Source organism: Cupriavidus sp. LA-1, from assembly GCF_055385985.1.
This window is the reverse complement of sequence record NZ_AP031388.1, coordinates 1,294,147-1,309,253: the sequence shown is the minus strand read 5'-3', so window position 1 is coordinate 1,309,253 and position 15,107 is coordinate 1,294,147. Positions and strand designations below refer to the sequence as shown.

Sequence of the window (15,107 nt, the reverse complement as noted above, 5' to 3'; positions counted from 1 at the left end):
TTGAGGCGGAGAGATGGACTATTTTCTGTTGCACGCTACGCAGGGTGAAGTCCGGGACTGGCTGGGCAAGGTCCTCGGCGGGCTGGGCACGCTGGTGACCGATGGCGGGGCCCAGGAAGCCTTTATCGAACGCGTGGCCGAGTTGCGCCCGGGCCTGGTGTTCCTGCATTTCTCGGCGGAACTGGCCGGGCAGTCGGCGCACCTGGGCGAGCAGTTGCTGCGGCTCTTTCCGGGCCTGCCGCTGGTGGCGGTGGGCCACGCCGACCAGCCCGGCATCATGCTGGCCGCGCTGCGTGTGGGCGTGAAGGACTTTATCGACCTGCGCGATGCGCCGGCGCAGGCCGAGGCCGTGGTCAAGCGCCTGGCCGTGCCGAGCGAGCAGGTGCGCCCGGCCGATGCGGTGCGCCAGGGCAAGATCGTGGCATTGCTGGGTGCGCGCCCCGGCGTGGGCGTGACCAGCCTGGCGGTCAACCTGGCCGCGGCCGCGCGCCGTCGCCTGCCGCGGCATGAGAAGACCGACGCCCGCGCCGAAGTGCTGCTGATGGACCTGGGCCTGCCGGCACGCGACGGCGCGCTGTACCTGAACCTGAGCCCGGGCTTTCATTTTGTCGAGGCGGTGCGCAACCTGCGCCGCTTCGACCAGGTCTTCGTGCAGACCGCACTGACCCGCCACAGCAACGGCGTGTGCGTGCTGCCGCTGCCCGCCGCGCTGGGCGAGCTGCGCGACATCTCGTACTCGGAAGCCATCGGCCTGCTGGAGTGCCTGCGCGCGTTCTTCGACATGCAGATCATCGACCTGGGCGGCTTTGGCAATGCCGATTTCACCGCGCAGATCGTCAAGGCTGCCGACAGCGTGGTGCTGGTGGCCGACCAGAGCGTGGGCGCGATTGTCTCCGCGGCCGAACTGGTGCATGAGCTGCGCGCGCGCGAAGTGGAGCGCGATGACCTGCACTTGCTGGTGTCGCGCTTCGATGCGCGGCTGGGGGTGGACGCCGCGCAGATCGCGCGCCGCGTGGACGTGCAGTCGGTGGCGACGCTGCCGGACAGCCGCGAGGCGCTGGTGCTGGCCATGAACCGCGGCGCGGTGCTGGCCGACGACGATCGGCACAACCCTTATGTGCGCGCGCTGTCCGACCTGCTGGTGCGCCTGGGCTATCGCGCGGCGGCGCCCACGAACACCACGCTGCTGGCGCGGATCAAGGACAAACTGCCCGGGGCGCTGCGCGCAGCGCTGGTAGCGCGCGGCGCGCGCCCGGCACGCACTGGAAGCTGACATGACGCAAGCGATCGAATTCTCCGACAACGCCCCCGCACCGTTTCCGGTCTCGCAGGAATTCCACAACATCAAGGAAGCGGCGCACGAGCACCTGCTGACCCGCATCGAAGAGCTTGGCGCCGAGTTCGGCCGCTGGTCGCGCACCGCGATCCACCGCTTTGTCGACCTGGAGCTCGAGAGCTTCACCCGGCTGCGGCGCATTCCCATCAACGAGGCCGAGCTGCGCCAGATCGCCGAGGCGCTGACCAAGGAGCTGGCCGGCTTCGGCCCGATCGAAGACCTGCTCAACGACCCCGCGGTGGAAGACATCCTGGTCAACGGCCACCTGGATGTCTACGTGTCGCGCCACGGCGTGCTCGAGCGCATCCCGGTGCGCTTCGCCGACAGCGGCCACCTGCTGCGCATCGTGCGCCGCATCCTGGCGCCGATCGGCCGGCGCCTGGACGAGTCCAACCCGATGGTCGATGCGCGCCTGCCCGATGGCGGCCGCATCAACGTGGTGATCCCGCCGCTGGCGCTGGAAGGCCCGGTGGTGTCGATCCGCAAGTTCCGCAAGGACCCGATGACGCCCGCCGACCTGCAGGCGCTGGGCACCATGAGCCCCGAGATCGGCGACCTGCTGCAGGCCGCGGTGCAGGCGCGCTGCAATATCCTGGTGAGCGGCGGCACCAGCTCGGGCAAGACCTCGCTGCTCAATGCGCTGGCCACCTTCGTGCCCGCCACCGAGCGCGTCATTACGATCGAGGACACTGCCGAGCTGGCGCTGAACCACCCGCACGTGGTGCGGCTGGAAAGCCGTCCGGGCGGCTTCGAGGGCACCGGCGTGGTGTCGATCCGCGACCTGCTGCGCAACAGCCTGCGCATGCGGCCCGACCGCATCATCGTCGGCGAAGTGCGCGGCGGCGAGGTGCTGGAGATGCTGCAGGCCATGAGCACCGGCCACGACGGCTCCATGGGCACCATCCACGCCAGCAGCCCGCGCGAATGCCTGTACCGGCTGGAGATGCTGGCTGGCTTTGCCGGCTTCCAGGGCAGCGAGCTGAGCCTGCGGCGCCAGATCGCGAATGCGATCGATTTCATCGTGCAGATCGCGCGCCTGTCGAACGGCAAGCGCCGCATCGTCTCGATTACCGAGGTGACCGGCCTGGGCGACAACATCATCTCCACGCAGGAGCTGTACCGGCATGAGCCCTTCATGAACCAGGACGGCACCGAGACCGACCGCTGGCTCTCGCTCGGGCTGCTGCCGCACTCGCCCAAGCTGGCGCGCATGCGCGGGCCGGGCTTCATGCTGGACGACCGCTTCGATGTCTAGCGCCACGCTGCTGCTCGCCGCGCTGGCCCTGGTCGTCACCGGCCTGGGCCTGCTGCTGCTCGCCAGCGCGCAGGCCCGCGCGCGCCGCGAACAGCAGCAGGCATTCCTGCAGGCGCAGACCGAGCAGGTGCGGATGCGCTATGCGCAGGCGCCGGACCCGTCGCTGCAGATGCCCGCGCGCGACCTGCGCCGCCGCTGGGATGACTTCCTGCGCCGCGCCGACCTGGCGCCCACGCGCCGCACCGCGATGGTCTGGATCACGCCGGTAGTGCTGTGCACGCTGGCCGGTGCGGTGGCGGGGCAATGGCTCGGCGCGGTGTCGGCGCTCGTCGTGGCACTGGCCGTGGCGGCGTTCGCGGCCTGGAACCGCGTGCGCCGCTTGCACAAAAAGCTGCTGTCACAGCTGCCCGGCTTCCTGGACGGCGTGGTGCGGCTGATGACGATCGGCAGCAGCGTGCCGGCGGCGTTCCAGAATTCGATCGCCAATACCGAGGCGCCGCTGCGTCAATGCCTGGTGCAGGCCATACATCTGCAGCGCGCCGGCAAGGAGCTGGACCAGGCAGTGCTGCAGGTCGGGCGCACCTACAAGGTCGAGGAACTGGTGCTGGTGGCCTCCGTGCTGCGCCTGTCGGTGCGCTATGGCGGCCGTGCCGACGTGGTGATGGAGCGCACCGCCACCTTCATGCGCGACCGCGAGCAGGCGCAGCGCGAACTGATGGCGCTGTCGGCCGAGACGCGGCTGTCGGCATGGATCCTGGGGCTGCTGCCGCTGGTGGTGGCCGGCGGCCTGTTCACGCTGAACGCGAGCTACATCATGATGATGTGGAAGGACCCCACCGGCAAATCGATGCTGCTGTCGGCGGCGGCGCTGGAAGTCGCCGGCGCCTTCATGCTGTACCGGCTGGCCAAGTCGATCTGAGCGAACGGACACGGATATCGGGATATCGCCATCATGGACCGCCTGACGCTGATCTCGCTAAGCCTGTTCGTCGCCGCGTGCGGCGTGGGCGTCCTGACGCTGCCGCTGCTGCGCGACTGGCGCCAGCGCCGGCTGTCGGCGCGCACCATCGATTCCGCGCTGGCGCGGCAGCGGGCGCAGGAGACCGCCCGCGCCGCGGTACCGGCCGCGTCCGGCGCGCAACCCGCTGCGAAGGCTGCGGCGGCGGCTGCCCCGGCAGGCATTGCGCAAGGCAGGGCCGGTACGGCCACCGCCATCGGCGCACAACTCGGCGCGCGCGTCGGCGAGCGCTTCGATGCCCACTGGCTGGAGTCGCGGCTGGGCCGCGCGGTGGTGACGCCGGAAGACCAGCAACTGCTGGAGCAATGCGGCTGGTATGGCCCGCAGGCGCGCGTGGTGTTCGGCGTGCTGCGGCTGGGGCTGCCGTTGGCGCTGGCGCTGGTGGCCATGCTGTGGCACGTGGGCGCGGGTGCCTTTGTCGTGGTCGCATGGGGCTTCGGCACGTTCGCCGTGGCCTACCTGGCGCCCAAGTGGTATCTGCGCCGCCGCGCCACGGCCCGCCTGCGCATGGTCGACGACGAGCTGTCGGTGCTGATCGACATGCTGCGGCTGCTGCAGGGCGTGGGCCTGTCGATCGACCAGAGCCTGCAGGTGATCGTGGCCGAGTTCGGCAGCATGCTGCACGTGCTGGGGCCGGAACTGGCGCGCGCCAACCAGCAGTTTGCCTCGGGCCGCTCGCGCGAGCAGACGCTGCTGCGCATCGGCCGGCTGTTCGACAGCGAAGACCTGAAGAACCTGATCACGCTGCTGACGCAGGTGGACAAGCACGGCGGCGCGGTGCAGGAGCCGCTGCGCCAGTTTGGCCTGCGCATGCAGGAGGCGCGCAAGTCGCGCATGAAGGACGAGATCGGCCGGCTCACGGTCAAGATGACCGCGGTGATGGTGGTCAGCCTGTTGCCGGTGCTGCTGATCCTGACCGCGGGTCCCGGCTTTCTCGGGGTGATCCGCATGTTGGCACATATGGGAGGGACGCGATGACTGGATCCAAAGCGCGCTCAGCCGGTCCGGCGCGGGCCAGGCTCTGGAAGCCGGCGGCCTGCCTGTTGCTGGCGGCACTGTCCGGCTGCGCCGCCAGCAACAACGGGGCCGCGGCCATGCATGAGCAGGCCGAGGCCCAGGTGGAACTGGCCCGGCTGCGCGACAAGACCGCGCGTGCCGAATACAGCGAGCAGGCGGTCTACCTGGGGCTGATCCGCAAGATGCAGCAGGACGGGCTCTACTTCGCCTCGCTCGCGCATATCGAGGTCTATGTGCAGCGCTTCGGCGCCGGACCGGAGATCCAGGTGATGCGCGCCGATGCGCTGCGCGAGACCGGGCAGGACAAGGCCGCCACCGAGGCCTACCAGAAGCTGGCGGCCAGCGCCACGGGTGCGGACGCCGCGCATGCGCACCACGGGCTTGGCCTGCTGGCCGGGCGCCAGGATGACTTCGCGCGCGCGGTCACCGAACTGCGCGAAGCCGCGGCGCTGGACCCGGTCAATGCGCGCATCGCCAGCGACCTGGGTTATGCGCTGATGCGCGCCGGCGCGCTGCAGGACGCGCGCGTGCCGGTGATGCAGGCGCTGGAGCTCGATGCGCGCAACCCGCGCGTGATCAGCAATGCCGTGGTGTGGCTGATGGCCGACGGCAAGCGCGCGCAGGCCAACGCCATGATGCAGAAGGCCGCGCTGCCGGAGGCCACGCGCAGCGCCATCCGCAAGGAAGCCGACCGCATCGCCCGCGCCACCGCCACGCGCGACCGTGCCGCGGCGCGGTCGGGCCCGCCGAAGCCGATGTCCGCACCAGCCACGGCCGTGGCGGTCGTCGCCAGGCCAATCGCCGTCGCCGCACAAGAGGGCGCCATACCATGACAGCCAATCTCCTTACTGTGATCCGCAAGCCCGCCATGTGCGCGGCGCTTGCCCTGTCGGCGCTGGCGCCGCTTGCGCACGCGCAAGCCGACGGCGCGGTGGCGCAAGCGTCCGCCACCCCGTCCGCCGGCATGCCGCAGGGCCGTCCCGCGCAGCGCGAGATCGGCGCGGACACACGCGCCATCCTCGCGATCCAGCGCGAGGGCACGCAGGCCGGCCCGATGCTGCCGATGCACGGCGAGCAGGCCGTGCTGGGCTATGAGCGCTATATGAACAGCTTCCGCTTCGCGCTGCCGGAGTTCTACACGGGGCAGGCCAACGCCAGCACCACGCGCTCCGGCTCCGCGGGCCAGATGCTGGGCGGCAAATGAGCTTGCGAAAGTCGCGTCTGCGCAGCGCACATCGATCCGCGCGTGGCGCCGTCAGCGTGATGGCGGCGCTGCTGATCGGCACCGTGGCGATCGCCGCGCTGGTGTCGATCGACGTGGGGCATGTGTTCATGCGCCAGCGGCAGTTGCAGAACATGGTGGACCTGGCGGCGATGTCGGCGGCGCAGCAGCTCAAGCGGGCGGATACGCCGGCCAATCTCAACGGCGCCGTGCTGGGTACGGTCAGCAATATCGGCGCGAAGAACGGATATCCGTCAGGCATTGCCATGGGCTGCGGCGATGCCACCGGCGGCAGCGCGGATGCCATGACAGCTTGTCTTGGCGTGTGGGATCCGGCGACCGGCGGGCCCAGGCATTTTAGTCCCGCTTACGACCCTGCCAAGGCATCACCTAATGCCGTGCGCGTGCAGGCCACGCAGACCGTGCCGATCCTGTTTGTGATCAAGGGGGGCAGCGGACGCCAGCTGTTTGCTGAATCGATTGCCAGCGGCAGTCCGCCGGTGGCGGCGTTTTCGCTGGGCACCGGGCTATTGGATGTTTCCACGGCGAACAGCATGTTGAGTGTGCTGCTGGGCAATACAGTGAGCTTGTCGTTGGTGGACTGGCAGGGGTTGCTAAATACCACGGTGACGCTGGATCAGCTGCGGCTCAAAGCCAATGCCGGCACGGTGGACCAGCTGCTGAATACCTCGCTGAACCTGCGCGATTTCTACGCGCTGGTGCTTGGCGCGGCGGGCCGCGACGCCCTGCTGACGACGATGCTGGGCAGCCCGCCTACGGCGCTTGGTGCCAGCGGGGCGGCGGCGACGGTGTCACTGGCCAGGCTGCTTGATCTTGGCGTGATGGCGCCCGCGGCATCGTCGGCGGTGGAAGTGGGCCTGAATGTGGCGCAGTTGCTGCTGGCCGGCGCGCAGGTGGCGCGAGGGGACACGGCAGTCGCACTGCCGCTCAACATACCCAAGCTGCCCCTCGGCCTGGGCGGGATCAGTGCCAACCTGCGCGTGATCCAGCCGCCGGTGACGGCGGCGGGTCCGGCGCGGCAGCTCTCCAGCAACCCGGACACCTGGCAGACGACTGCAAGCTCGTCCCAGATAAAACTGACCCTGATGCTCCAGATTTCGGCCGACATCCTGAAACCGATACTGGACGCCAACCTGAACGTGCCGCTCTATCTCGACGTGGCCAGTGCCACTGCCGACCTGACCAAGCTGCAATGCGCGGCAAGTCCTGCGGACCGTCGTGCCACCATGCATGTCAGGAGCAGCCTCGTCACGGCGTGCCTGACCGACGGCTGCACGGGCAGCGACGTCGTGCTCGGCCAGACCAAGGTCTTAGGGATCGGCATTGCCGACGTGATTGCCACAGATGCACCACGCTATGGCAACACGGTTGGCCAGGATGTCACGCTGGCACCAGGCGGGCACGCCCAAGTTGGCGCCAGCGACCCGTTCGGCGGATTGTTCTCGCAAGTGCTGGCCCTGAAGGTGCGGACCAGGCTGCTGGGCATCCTTAGCGTGCCCATTGACCTTGGCCCGTTACTCGCGCCGGTCGGGGCAGCGCTTGACGCGCTGATCCCACCCCTGCTCGCCAGCCTGGGCATCCAGCTCGGCACCGCCGATCTCTGGGTCCACAGCATCGACTGCAACAATGCCGAACTGGTGTACTGAGCCATGGAAGCGCCAAACCGCCTGATGGCAGAAATCGAATGAAGACAGACCGCTGGGCCTACGAAAACCTTGAAGTCTACGTGTGGGAAGGCAAGTACGAGATTGCCGACCGCGTCACGCGTTTCCTGGCGCCGCTGGGCGTGGATGTGGTCCGCGCCGGCGCGCTCGAGGCCCTGCCCGCCGAGCCGCGCCTGAAGCCCTGCATCGCCGTGATCAGCGTATCGGTGATCGGCGCGGCGCGCTTCTCGCTGGACTGGGAGGCCGCGCACGGCATGCCGGTGATCTGGGTGGCCGGACCCGGCCGCGAGACCGATCCCGGCCGCTTTCCGCCGGAGTACGCGCATATCCTCGCCGACGACTTCACCGGCGCGGACCTGCGCAGCCAGATCGGCAAGCTGCTGCCGCAACTGCTGGCCACGGACGCGCCCGGCGAGCGCGAGGCCGACCTGGTGGCAGGTTCGTCGGCGATGCGCCAGCTGCTGCAGCATGTGGAAACCTTCGCCGACTTCGGCAGCAACGTGATGCTGTACGGCGAGACCGGCGCGGGCAAGGAGCGTATCGCGCGCCTGTTCCATGAGCGCAACAGCACCTATGGCAAGGGCCCGTTTGTCGCGGTCAACTGCGGCGCGATCCCGGACGGGCTGTTCGAATCGCAGTTCTTCGGCCATGCCAAGGGCGCGTTCACCGGCGCCTCGTTCGCGCACCGCGGCTATTTCGAGCAGGCCAACGGCGGCACGCTGTTTCTCGATGAAATCGGCGACCTGCCGCTGTTCCAGCAGGTCAAGCTGCTGCGCGTGCTGGAAGAGAACGTGATCACGCGGCTGGGCTCGACGCTGGCGGTCAAGCTGGATTTCCGGCTGGTCGCGGCCACCAACAAGGACCTGCGCGACGCGGTGCGGCAGGGGCGGTTCCGTGCCGACCTGTTCTTCCGCCTGGCCGTGATCGAGATGCGCATCCCCAGCCTGGAAGAGCGCGGCCAGGCCGACAAGGTGGCCCTGCTGCAGTCGTTCCTGCGCCATATGCTGGGGGCATCCGGCTACGATGCGCTGCCGCCGATGCCGGACTGGCTCAAGGGCGCGGTCGGCACCGCCTACTTCACCGGCAACGTGCGCGAGTTGCGCAACCTGGCCGAGCGCGTGGGCATTACCGTGCAGCAGACCGGGCATTGGGATGAGGAGCGTATCCGGCCGCTGTTCCGCGCCTTGCATCCGGGTGCGTTCGATGGCGGCGAGCGCACCGACCTGCGCGCCGATACGGAAGAACGCCGCCGCATCCTGGCCGCGCTCGATGCCAATGGCTGGCGGCGCCAGGACACGGCGGCCAGCCTGGGCATCAGCCGCAAGGTGCTGTGGGAAAAGATGCGCAAGTTCCAGATCGCCGACAGCGAGGCCGAGCCGGTCTGAGCGCGCGCATCGGGACACGCCTCACTGCAGGCGGATCTCCTTCACGTCGAAGTGCGATTCGCCGATCAGCTTCTTGTCGTATTCGCCGACCAGTTCCACGGTGGCCTGCGCATCCACCGGCTTCTGTGCCGGCCAGAGCCTGGCCTTGATCTTCACCTGCATCTGGCCGGTGCCGTCCGAGAACAGGTAGCGCTCGTGGCCGACGCTGCTGACGATCTTGCCGCGCAGCACGGCGGGCTGGTCGTCCTTGCCATCGGCCTGCAGCGCCTTGACGGTCATGACGGGCACCGTGGACGGGCCGGTGTACTGGGCGCTGGCGCCGGCAGCGGCGAAGCCAAGGGCGAGAGCCAGGGCGGTGGCGGTCAGGATGCGTTTCATGTGCGTTCTCCGTGAGTGTCAATCTGGGGGCGACTGCAGGCATGATGCGCGCGCCCGCCTGAACCGTTGCTGAACGGGTGGGCAGGTCGCGAAGCATTATGATGCGGGTTTCGCCCTTTCCTCAACCGGACCCCGGATTGCGTTTTCTTCACACCGCCGACTGGCATCTCGGCCGGCTCTTCCATGCGCGCAGCCTGCTGGAAGACCAGGCCCATATCCTCAACCAGTTTGTCGAACTGGTCCGCACCGAGCGCCCCGATGCCGTGCTGATCGCCGGCGACGTCTACGACCGCGCCGTGCCGCCGCCCGAGGCGGTGGCCTTGCTCGATGACGTGCTGGGCCGCATCGTCATCGACGCCGGCGTGCCGGTGGTGATGATCGCGGGCAACCATGACAGCGCGCAGCGGCTGGAATTCGGCGCGCGGCTGATGCGCGCGCAAGGTTTGCACGTGGCCGGCCGCACGCTGGCGCAGGCCAGTTGCGTGACCATGCACGACGCGCACGGCGAAGTGCGCCTCTACGCGCTGCCATATGCCGAGCCTGCCGTGGTGCGCGATGCGATGGGCACCGAGCTGCTGTCGCATGAAGCCGCGCTGCGCGCGCAGCTGGACGCCATCCGCGCGGTGCATCCGCCTGGCGTGCGCGCCGTGGTGGTGGGCCATGCCTTCGTCGTGGGCGGCGCCGCGAGCGAATCGGAGCGCCCGCTGTCGGTGGGCGGCAGCGGCGCGGTGGCCGCCGACCTGTTCGCGGGTTTCGACCTGGTCGCGCTGGGCCACCTGCACCGGCCGCAGACGCTGGGCGGCGGGCGTATCCACTATGCGGGCTCGCTGCTGAAGTATTCGCTGTCAGAGTGCGCGCACGACAAGTCGGTGTCGCGCATCGAACTGGGGGCGGACGGGGCCGTCAACATCACACCGGTGGCGCTGCAGCCGCTGCGCGACGTGCGGGTGGTGGAAGGCGAACTGGCACAGGTGCTGGCCGCGGGCGCCGATGATCCGCAACGCGATGACTACATCCACGCGCGGCTCACCGATACCGGCGCGCTGCTGGACCCGATGGCCCGGCTGCGCCAGGTCTATCCCAACGCGCTGGCGATCGAGCGCACGGTGCTGGCGCGCACGGGCACGGCGTCGGAGGCCGGGCGCAAGCTGCGGCAGCTGGGAACCGGCGAACTCTTTGCCAACTTCTTCCGCGAAGTGGCGGATGCCGAGCTGGACCCGGACCAGCGCGCGGTGCTGGACCAGGTGCTGACCGGGATCGCCGCGGCGGACAGGGAGTCGGCATGAGACCGCTGCATTTGACGCTGCAGGCCTTCGGTCCCTTTGCCGCGACCGAGCAGGTCGATTTCACGCGGCTGGGCGAACAGGCCTTCGTGCTGATCCACGGCCCCACCGGCGCGGGCAAGACCACGCTGCTCGATGCGATCTGCTTTGCGCTGTACGGCGATACCTCCGGCGGCGAGCGCAGTGCGCAGGCCATGCGCAGCGCCAACGCCGCGCCGGCGCTGCGCACCGAGGTGACGCTGGAGTTCAGCCTTGGCGCGCAGCGCTGGCGCGTGGTGCGCTCGCCCGTGCAGGAGCGGCCCAGGCAGCGCGGCGAGGGCTGGGTGACCGAGCCGGCCAAGGCGCAGCTGGACCTGCACGACGGCAACGACTGGGTCAGCAAGGCCAGCCAGCCGGGCAAGGTCAGCGATGCCGTGCGCGACCTGCTGGGCTTTGACAGCGCCCAGTTCCGCCAGGTGATCGTGCTGCCGCAGGGCCGTTTCCGTGAGTTGCTGACCGCCAGCTCGCAGGCGCGGCAGGCCATTCTGGAGCGGCTGTTCCGCACCGAGCTGTATCGCCGCGTGGAAGAGCTGCTGAAGGCTGAGGCCGCCGGCATCCGCCGCGACGCCGAGCGCATCACCATCCAGCGCGACGAAGCGTTGCGGCAGGCCGGCGTGGAATCGGCACAGGCGCTGGCGGAGGGCATCGAGGCGCTGCGGGCTGAGTTGCTTGCGCTGCAAGGGAATGAACAAGGCGCGCGCGCCACGCTGGCCGCGGCGCAGACGGCACTGGGCGCCGCAGAGCAGGTGGCGGCGCGCTTGCAGGAACGCCAGCAGGCGCAGGCCGCGCATGCGGCGCTGCTGGCGCGGCAGCCAGCCATGGACAGCGAGCGCGCCCGTTTGGACGCGGCGCAACGCGCCGCGCGTGTCGGGCCGGCCCTGCAGGCATGGCAGGCCGCGCACCGTGACCAGGCTGGAAGCGCCGCGGCCTTGACGAAGGCGAGCGAACAGGCGGAGCGTGCCACGCAACAGGCCGCGCAAGCGGCGGCGGCCTTGCAGGCGCAAGCGGAACGCACTGACGCGCGCCAGCAAGCACAGCGGCGCATTTCCCAACTGGAAGCCATGCTGCCACGCGCGCAACAGCTGGGCGCATTGCTGGGCGCGTTGCAGGCGGCCGAGGCAGAGCAGGCCGCCGCAGCCGCCGCGCGCGAACGTGCCGCCGCACAGCTTGCCACGCGGCAAGCCGATGCCGTGGCCGCGGAGTCGGCGCTGGCGCAGGCACAGCTTGCCGCCGCGCAGGCGCAGGCGACGGCGCTACAGCTGGCCGCGCTGCAGGAACGCGCGCGGCATTTCGAACGGTATCGGCAAGCGGTGCAGGCGCTGGAAGCCGCGAACGCGCAGGCTGCCAGCTGCGCAGCAGCCGAACAGCAGGCGCTGCGCCGGCGCGACCGCTGTCGCACCGAGCTGGCCGATGCGGAATCCGTTTGGCGCGCCGGGCAGGCCGCGCGCCTGGCCGCAAGCCTGGCCGCGGGCGATGCCTGCCCCGTATGCGGCAGCACTGCGCATCCGGTGCCGGCGCAACACGTGGCGGAACCGCTGTCAGACCAGGCACTGGAGGCAGCGCGTCGCGCTGCGCTGGAAGCCGAGTCCCATGCCGTGCGCTGCGCTGGCCAGCAGCAGGCCGCGCAGGCAGCCATCGCTCAGGCGCGTGAGCGGCTCGACGACCTGAGCGAGGTGTTGGCCGATGTCGGCGAGGAGGCAGTCCGCAACCTGAATGCCGAGATCAGATCGCTGGAAGCGGCACTGGCCGAAGGCCGGCAGGCGGCGGCAAGTGTCGCGCAACGCGAAGCCGCCATTGCCGCTTGCCGCACGGCGCTCGCAGCCGCGCAAGCCGCCCACCGCGATGCCGCCGCCGCAGCCGATGCCGCCGCGCAGGCGCTGGCCCACTGCCGTGGCGAATGGCAGGCCAACAGCGCGCAGGTCCCCGAGGATTCGCGCGACCCCGTGGCGCTGGGCGAAGCGCTGCGCCAGGCGCAAGCCACCCTGGCTGCGCTGGACCAAGCACTGGCCGCCGCGCAGGCGGCCGAGCGCCAGGCCGCGGCCGACGCAGCCGGGGCCCAGGCCGGACTGGTTTCGGCTCAGCACGCACAGGCGCAGGCGGCCAAGCGCTTGGCCGATGCCGAGGCCGCGCTGGTGCAGTCGCTCGCGCAACAAGGCTTTGCCGATGCGCTGGCCCACGCCGCCGCCTGCCTTGGCGACGAAGCGATGCGGGCGCTCGACGCTACGCTGCGCGCGTTCGATACCCAGCTGGCCACGGCCGCTGACCGGCGCTTGCGCGCCGAGGCCGCCGCGCAAGCGCTTGACGCACCGGACCTGGACGGCCTGCGCGCAGCGCGGGATGCATCGGCAGCCGCGGTGGAAGCCCTGGTCCGGCAACAGGCCGAGCGCGGCCGGTCGCGCGACACGCTGCTGCAATGCCAGCAGCGCCTGCATCAACTGGACGCGCAAGGCCGTGACATCGAAGCCCGCTTCGCCGTGCTGGGCCGCCTGGCCGAAGTCGCCAACGGCAACAACCCGCGCCGCATGACCTTCCAGCGCTTCGTGCTGGCCACGCTGCTCGACGAGGTGCTGGAAGCCGCGTCGGCGCGCCTGCTGGCGATGAGCCGCGGCCGCTATGTGCTGCAGCGCGTGCGCGAACAGGCCGACCAGCGCAGTGCGGGTGGACTGGATATCGAAGTGTTCGACCACGATACCGGCGCGGCGCGCCCGGCCAACACGCTGTCAGGCGGAGAAGGCTTCCTCGCGTCGCTGTCGCTGGCGCTGGGGCTGGCCGATGTGGTGCAATCGCGCGCGGGCGGCATCCAGCTCGATACGCTGTTTATTGACGAGGGCTTTGGCACGCTCGATCCCGAGAGCCTGGACTTCGCCATCCGCACGCTGCTGGACCTGCAGCAGGCTGGACGGCTGGTCGGGATCATTTCTCACGTCACGGAGTTGCGTGAGCGCATCGACGTGCGGCTGGAGGTACGCCCCGGGGTTGGCGGCAGCCGGGTGCTTTTGACCGGGGTGGCGGCACCCGCGTAGTGTGGCGTGGTGTCTCTGTCAGCCGACGCATGCCTGGCGGCAGCGAATCGCCATCACCTGCGCCTCGAACGCACGGGCGGCTGCCAGGGCCAGGCGCGCACGGCGTGACAGCGGGGGCGTGCGCGATTGCAGGGTGACGCCTGCCAGGGCAGGCGCGAGGGAGTGCAGTCGATCCTTGTACGGGTCAAGTCCCCACGCCTGCTGCGTGACATGCAGGATGCGCACAAGCGCCGCTGCATGGGGCGTGGATGAAAACGGGACGCGGGCGGTGGCCATGACGGGCTCCTCGTTCTTGTTGGTTGCCAGGGCTGCCTGCTCAGCCGGGTGGTCCGGTGGCTGCTGTGCGGGATCGCCTGGTCTGATTCCACAATAGCCCGCGCGGCCCCCGGGCCATATCGAGCGCGAGCCGATTGTGATGTCGGCCCTGTCCTACAGACGAGCCGTGCCAGTCACCATGGGCGCTTATCGCACAATCTGGTTTGCCGACCGCCCGGTCGGCTTGACCGTCGCCGACGCACAGGTGTAACCTGTTCATTCTGCGAATTCAAGTTCGTATGTCGAACATCTCGATTGTTTCGATAGTTCCGATCCACGAACATCTGGTCCATAGTCACAGAAGCAGACCACACGCAGACTGCTGGGCTCGTTCACACGGGTGGCGCCCACGCCGCCCACCGCGACGAACATCCTTCCGGCAGGATTACCGGAGACAGCCTTTCATGCGCCGCGTCTTGCGGCCCGCTCCGGTAGCCTGGCGGATCTTCCGACCTGGAACGCAAGTGATCAACAAGATATACGACACGGTGGAAGCGGCGGTCGCCGGCATCCACGACGGCGCCACCATCCTGATCGGCGGTTTCGGCATGGCAGGCATGCCCGCGGAACTGATCGACGCACTGATCGCGCAAGGCGCGCGCGACCTCACCATCGTCAATAACAACGCCGGCAACGGCGACACCGGGCTGGCCGCGCTGCTCAAGACCAAGCGCGTGCGCAAGATCATCTGCTCGTTCCCGCGCCAGTCGGATTCCTACGTGTTCGATTCGCTCTACCACGCGGGCGAGATCGAGCTGGAACTGGTGCCGCAAGGCAACCTGGCCGAGCGTATCCGCGCCGCCGGCGCCGGCATCGGCGGCTTCTTCACCCGTACCGCGTACGGCACGCCGCTGGCCGAAGGCAAGGAGACGCGCAATATCGACGGCCAGGGCTATGTGTTCGAGACCCCGATCCACGCCGACTTTGCGCTGATCAAGGCCGACACCGCCGACCGCTGGGGCAACCTCACTTACCGCAAGACCGCGCGCAACTTCGGCCCGATCATGGCGATGGCCGCCAAATGCGCCATCGTGCAAGTGAGCCACCTGGTGGAGCTGGGCGAGATGGACCCCGAACACATCGTGACGCCCGGCCTTTTCGTCAAGCGCGTCGTCAAGGTCGCCTGAGCGACAGGTAACAGGAGAACCCAG

General features: G+C 69.4%; 13 protein-coding genes. 11 read left to right on the top strand and 2 right to left on the bottom strand.

Annotated features, from left to right (window positions below; genetic code table 11):
* Positions 1–13: 13 nt before the first annotated feature.
* From ACZ5MJ_RS25195 to ACZ5MJ_RS25160, 8 genes are read left to right on the top strand one after another with little or no spacing between them, the layout of a single operon-like run.
* Positions 14–1,273 (top strand): AAA family ATPase, encoded by a 1,260-nt coding sequence (locus ACZ5MJ_RS25195; protein ID WP_464226410.1) that lies wholly within the window; start codon positions 14–16, stop codon positions 1,271–1,273.
* A gap of 1 nt (position 1,274) precedes the next feature.
* Positions 1,275–2,591, top strand: coding sequence for a CpaF family protein (locus ACZ5MJ_RS25190; RefSeq protein ID WP_464226408.1), 1,317 nt, complete (start codon positions 1,275–1,277; stop codon positions 2,589–2,591).
* The gene (locus tag ACZ5MJ_RS25185) at positions 2,584–3,510 is read left to right on the top strand and encodes a type II secretion system F family protein (protein WP_464226407.1); all 927 of its coding nucleotides are present in this window, start codon (positions 2,584–2,586) and stop codon (positions 3,508–3,510) included. Before ACZ5MJ_RS25190 ends, ACZ5MJ_RS25185 begins: the two co-directional genes overlap by 8 nt.
* A 33-nt stretch (positions 3,511–3,543) precedes the next feature.
* The gene (locus tag ACZ5MJ_RS25180; RefSeq protein WP_464226405.1) at positions 3,544–4,587 is read left to right on the top strand and encodes a type II secretion system F family protein; all 1,044 of its coding nucleotides are present in this window, start codon (positions 3,544–3,546) and stop codon (positions 4,585–4,587) included.
* Complete coding sequence (locus tag ACZ5MJ_RS25175; protein ID WP_464226403.1) at positions 4,584–5,459, top strand: tetratricopeptide repeat protein; 876 nt, start codon at positions 4,584–4,586, stop codon at positions 5,457–5,459. The genes ACZ5MJ_RS25180 and ACZ5MJ_RS25175 overlap by 4 nt, the downstream gene beginning before the upstream one ends.
* The gene (locus tag ACZ5MJ_RS25170) at positions 5,456–5,830 is read left to right on the top strand and encodes a DUF3613 domain-containing protein (RefSeq protein WP_464226402.1); all 375 of its coding nucleotides are present in this window, start codon (positions 5,456–5,458) and stop codon (positions 5,828–5,830) included. Before ACZ5MJ_RS25175 ends, ACZ5MJ_RS25170 begins: the two co-directional genes overlap by 4 nt.
* Entirely contained in the window at positions 5,827–7,515 is a 1,689-nt protein-coding gene (locus tag ACZ5MJ_RS25165) for a TadG family pilus assembly protein (RefSeq protein WP_464226401.1), read from the top strand. Before ACZ5MJ_RS25170 ends, ACZ5MJ_RS25165 begins: the two co-directional genes overlap by 4 nt.
* 38 nt (positions 7,516–7,553) lie before the next feature.
* Positions 7,554–8,918 carry a sigma 54-interacting transcriptional regulator gene (locus tag ACZ5MJ_RS25160; protein ID WP_464226400.1) on the top strand — a complete coding sequence of 455 codons (1,365 nt, stop codon included), beginning with the start codon at positions 7,554–7,556 and terminating at the stop codon, positions 8,916–8,918.
* A gap of 21 nt (positions 8,919–8,939) precedes the next feature.
* On the opposite strand, the gene ACZ5MJ_RS25155 is transcribed toward ACZ5MJ_RS25160, so the two are convergent.
* The gene (locus ACZ5MJ_RS25155) at positions 8,940–9,296 is read right to left on the bottom strand and encodes a YgiW/YdeI family stress tolerance OB fold protein (protein WP_464226399.1); all 357 of its coding nucleotides are present in this window, start codon (positions 9,294–9,296) and stop codon (positions 8,940–8,942) included.
* 137 nt (positions 9,297–9,433) lie between these two features.
* Here ACZ5MJ_RS25155 and ACZ5MJ_RS25150 point away from each other — a divergent pair, with 137 nt between their 5' ends.
* Both ACZ5MJ_RS25150 and ACZ5MJ_RS25145 read left to right on the top strand, forming a co-directional pair.
* Positions 9,434–10,582 (top strand): exonuclease SbcCD subunit D, encoded by a 1,149-nt coding sequence (locus ACZ5MJ_RS25150; RefSeq protein WP_464226398.1) that lies wholly within the window; start codon positions 9,434–9,436, stop codon positions 10,580–10,582.
* On the top strand, positions 10,579–13,641 hold the full coding sequence (locus ACZ5MJ_RS25145) for an AAA family ATPase (RefSeq protein WP_464226397.1): 3,063 nt from the start codon (positions 10,579–10,581) through the stop codon (positions 13,639–13,641). Before ACZ5MJ_RS25150 ends, ACZ5MJ_RS25145 begins: the two co-directional genes overlap by 4 nt.
* 18 nt (positions 13,642–13,659) lie before the next feature.
* Here ACZ5MJ_RS25145 and ACZ5MJ_RS25140 read toward each other — a convergent pair whose 3' ends face one another.
* On the bottom strand, positions 13,660–13,917 hold the full coding sequence (locus tag ACZ5MJ_RS25140) for a hypothetical protein (RefSeq protein ID WP_464226396.1): 258 nt from the start codon (positions 13,915–13,917) through the stop codon (positions 13,660–13,662).
* Positions 13,918–14,420: 503 nt separating this feature from the next.
* On the opposite strand from ACZ5MJ_RS25140, the gene ACZ5MJ_RS25135 reads away from it, so the two are divergent.
* Entirely contained in the window at positions 14,421–15,083 is a 663-nt protein-coding gene (locus ACZ5MJ_RS25135) for a 3-oxoacid CoA-transferase subunit A (RefSeq protein WP_464226394.1), read from the top strand.
* Positions 15,084–15,107 lie beyond the last annotated feature (24 nt).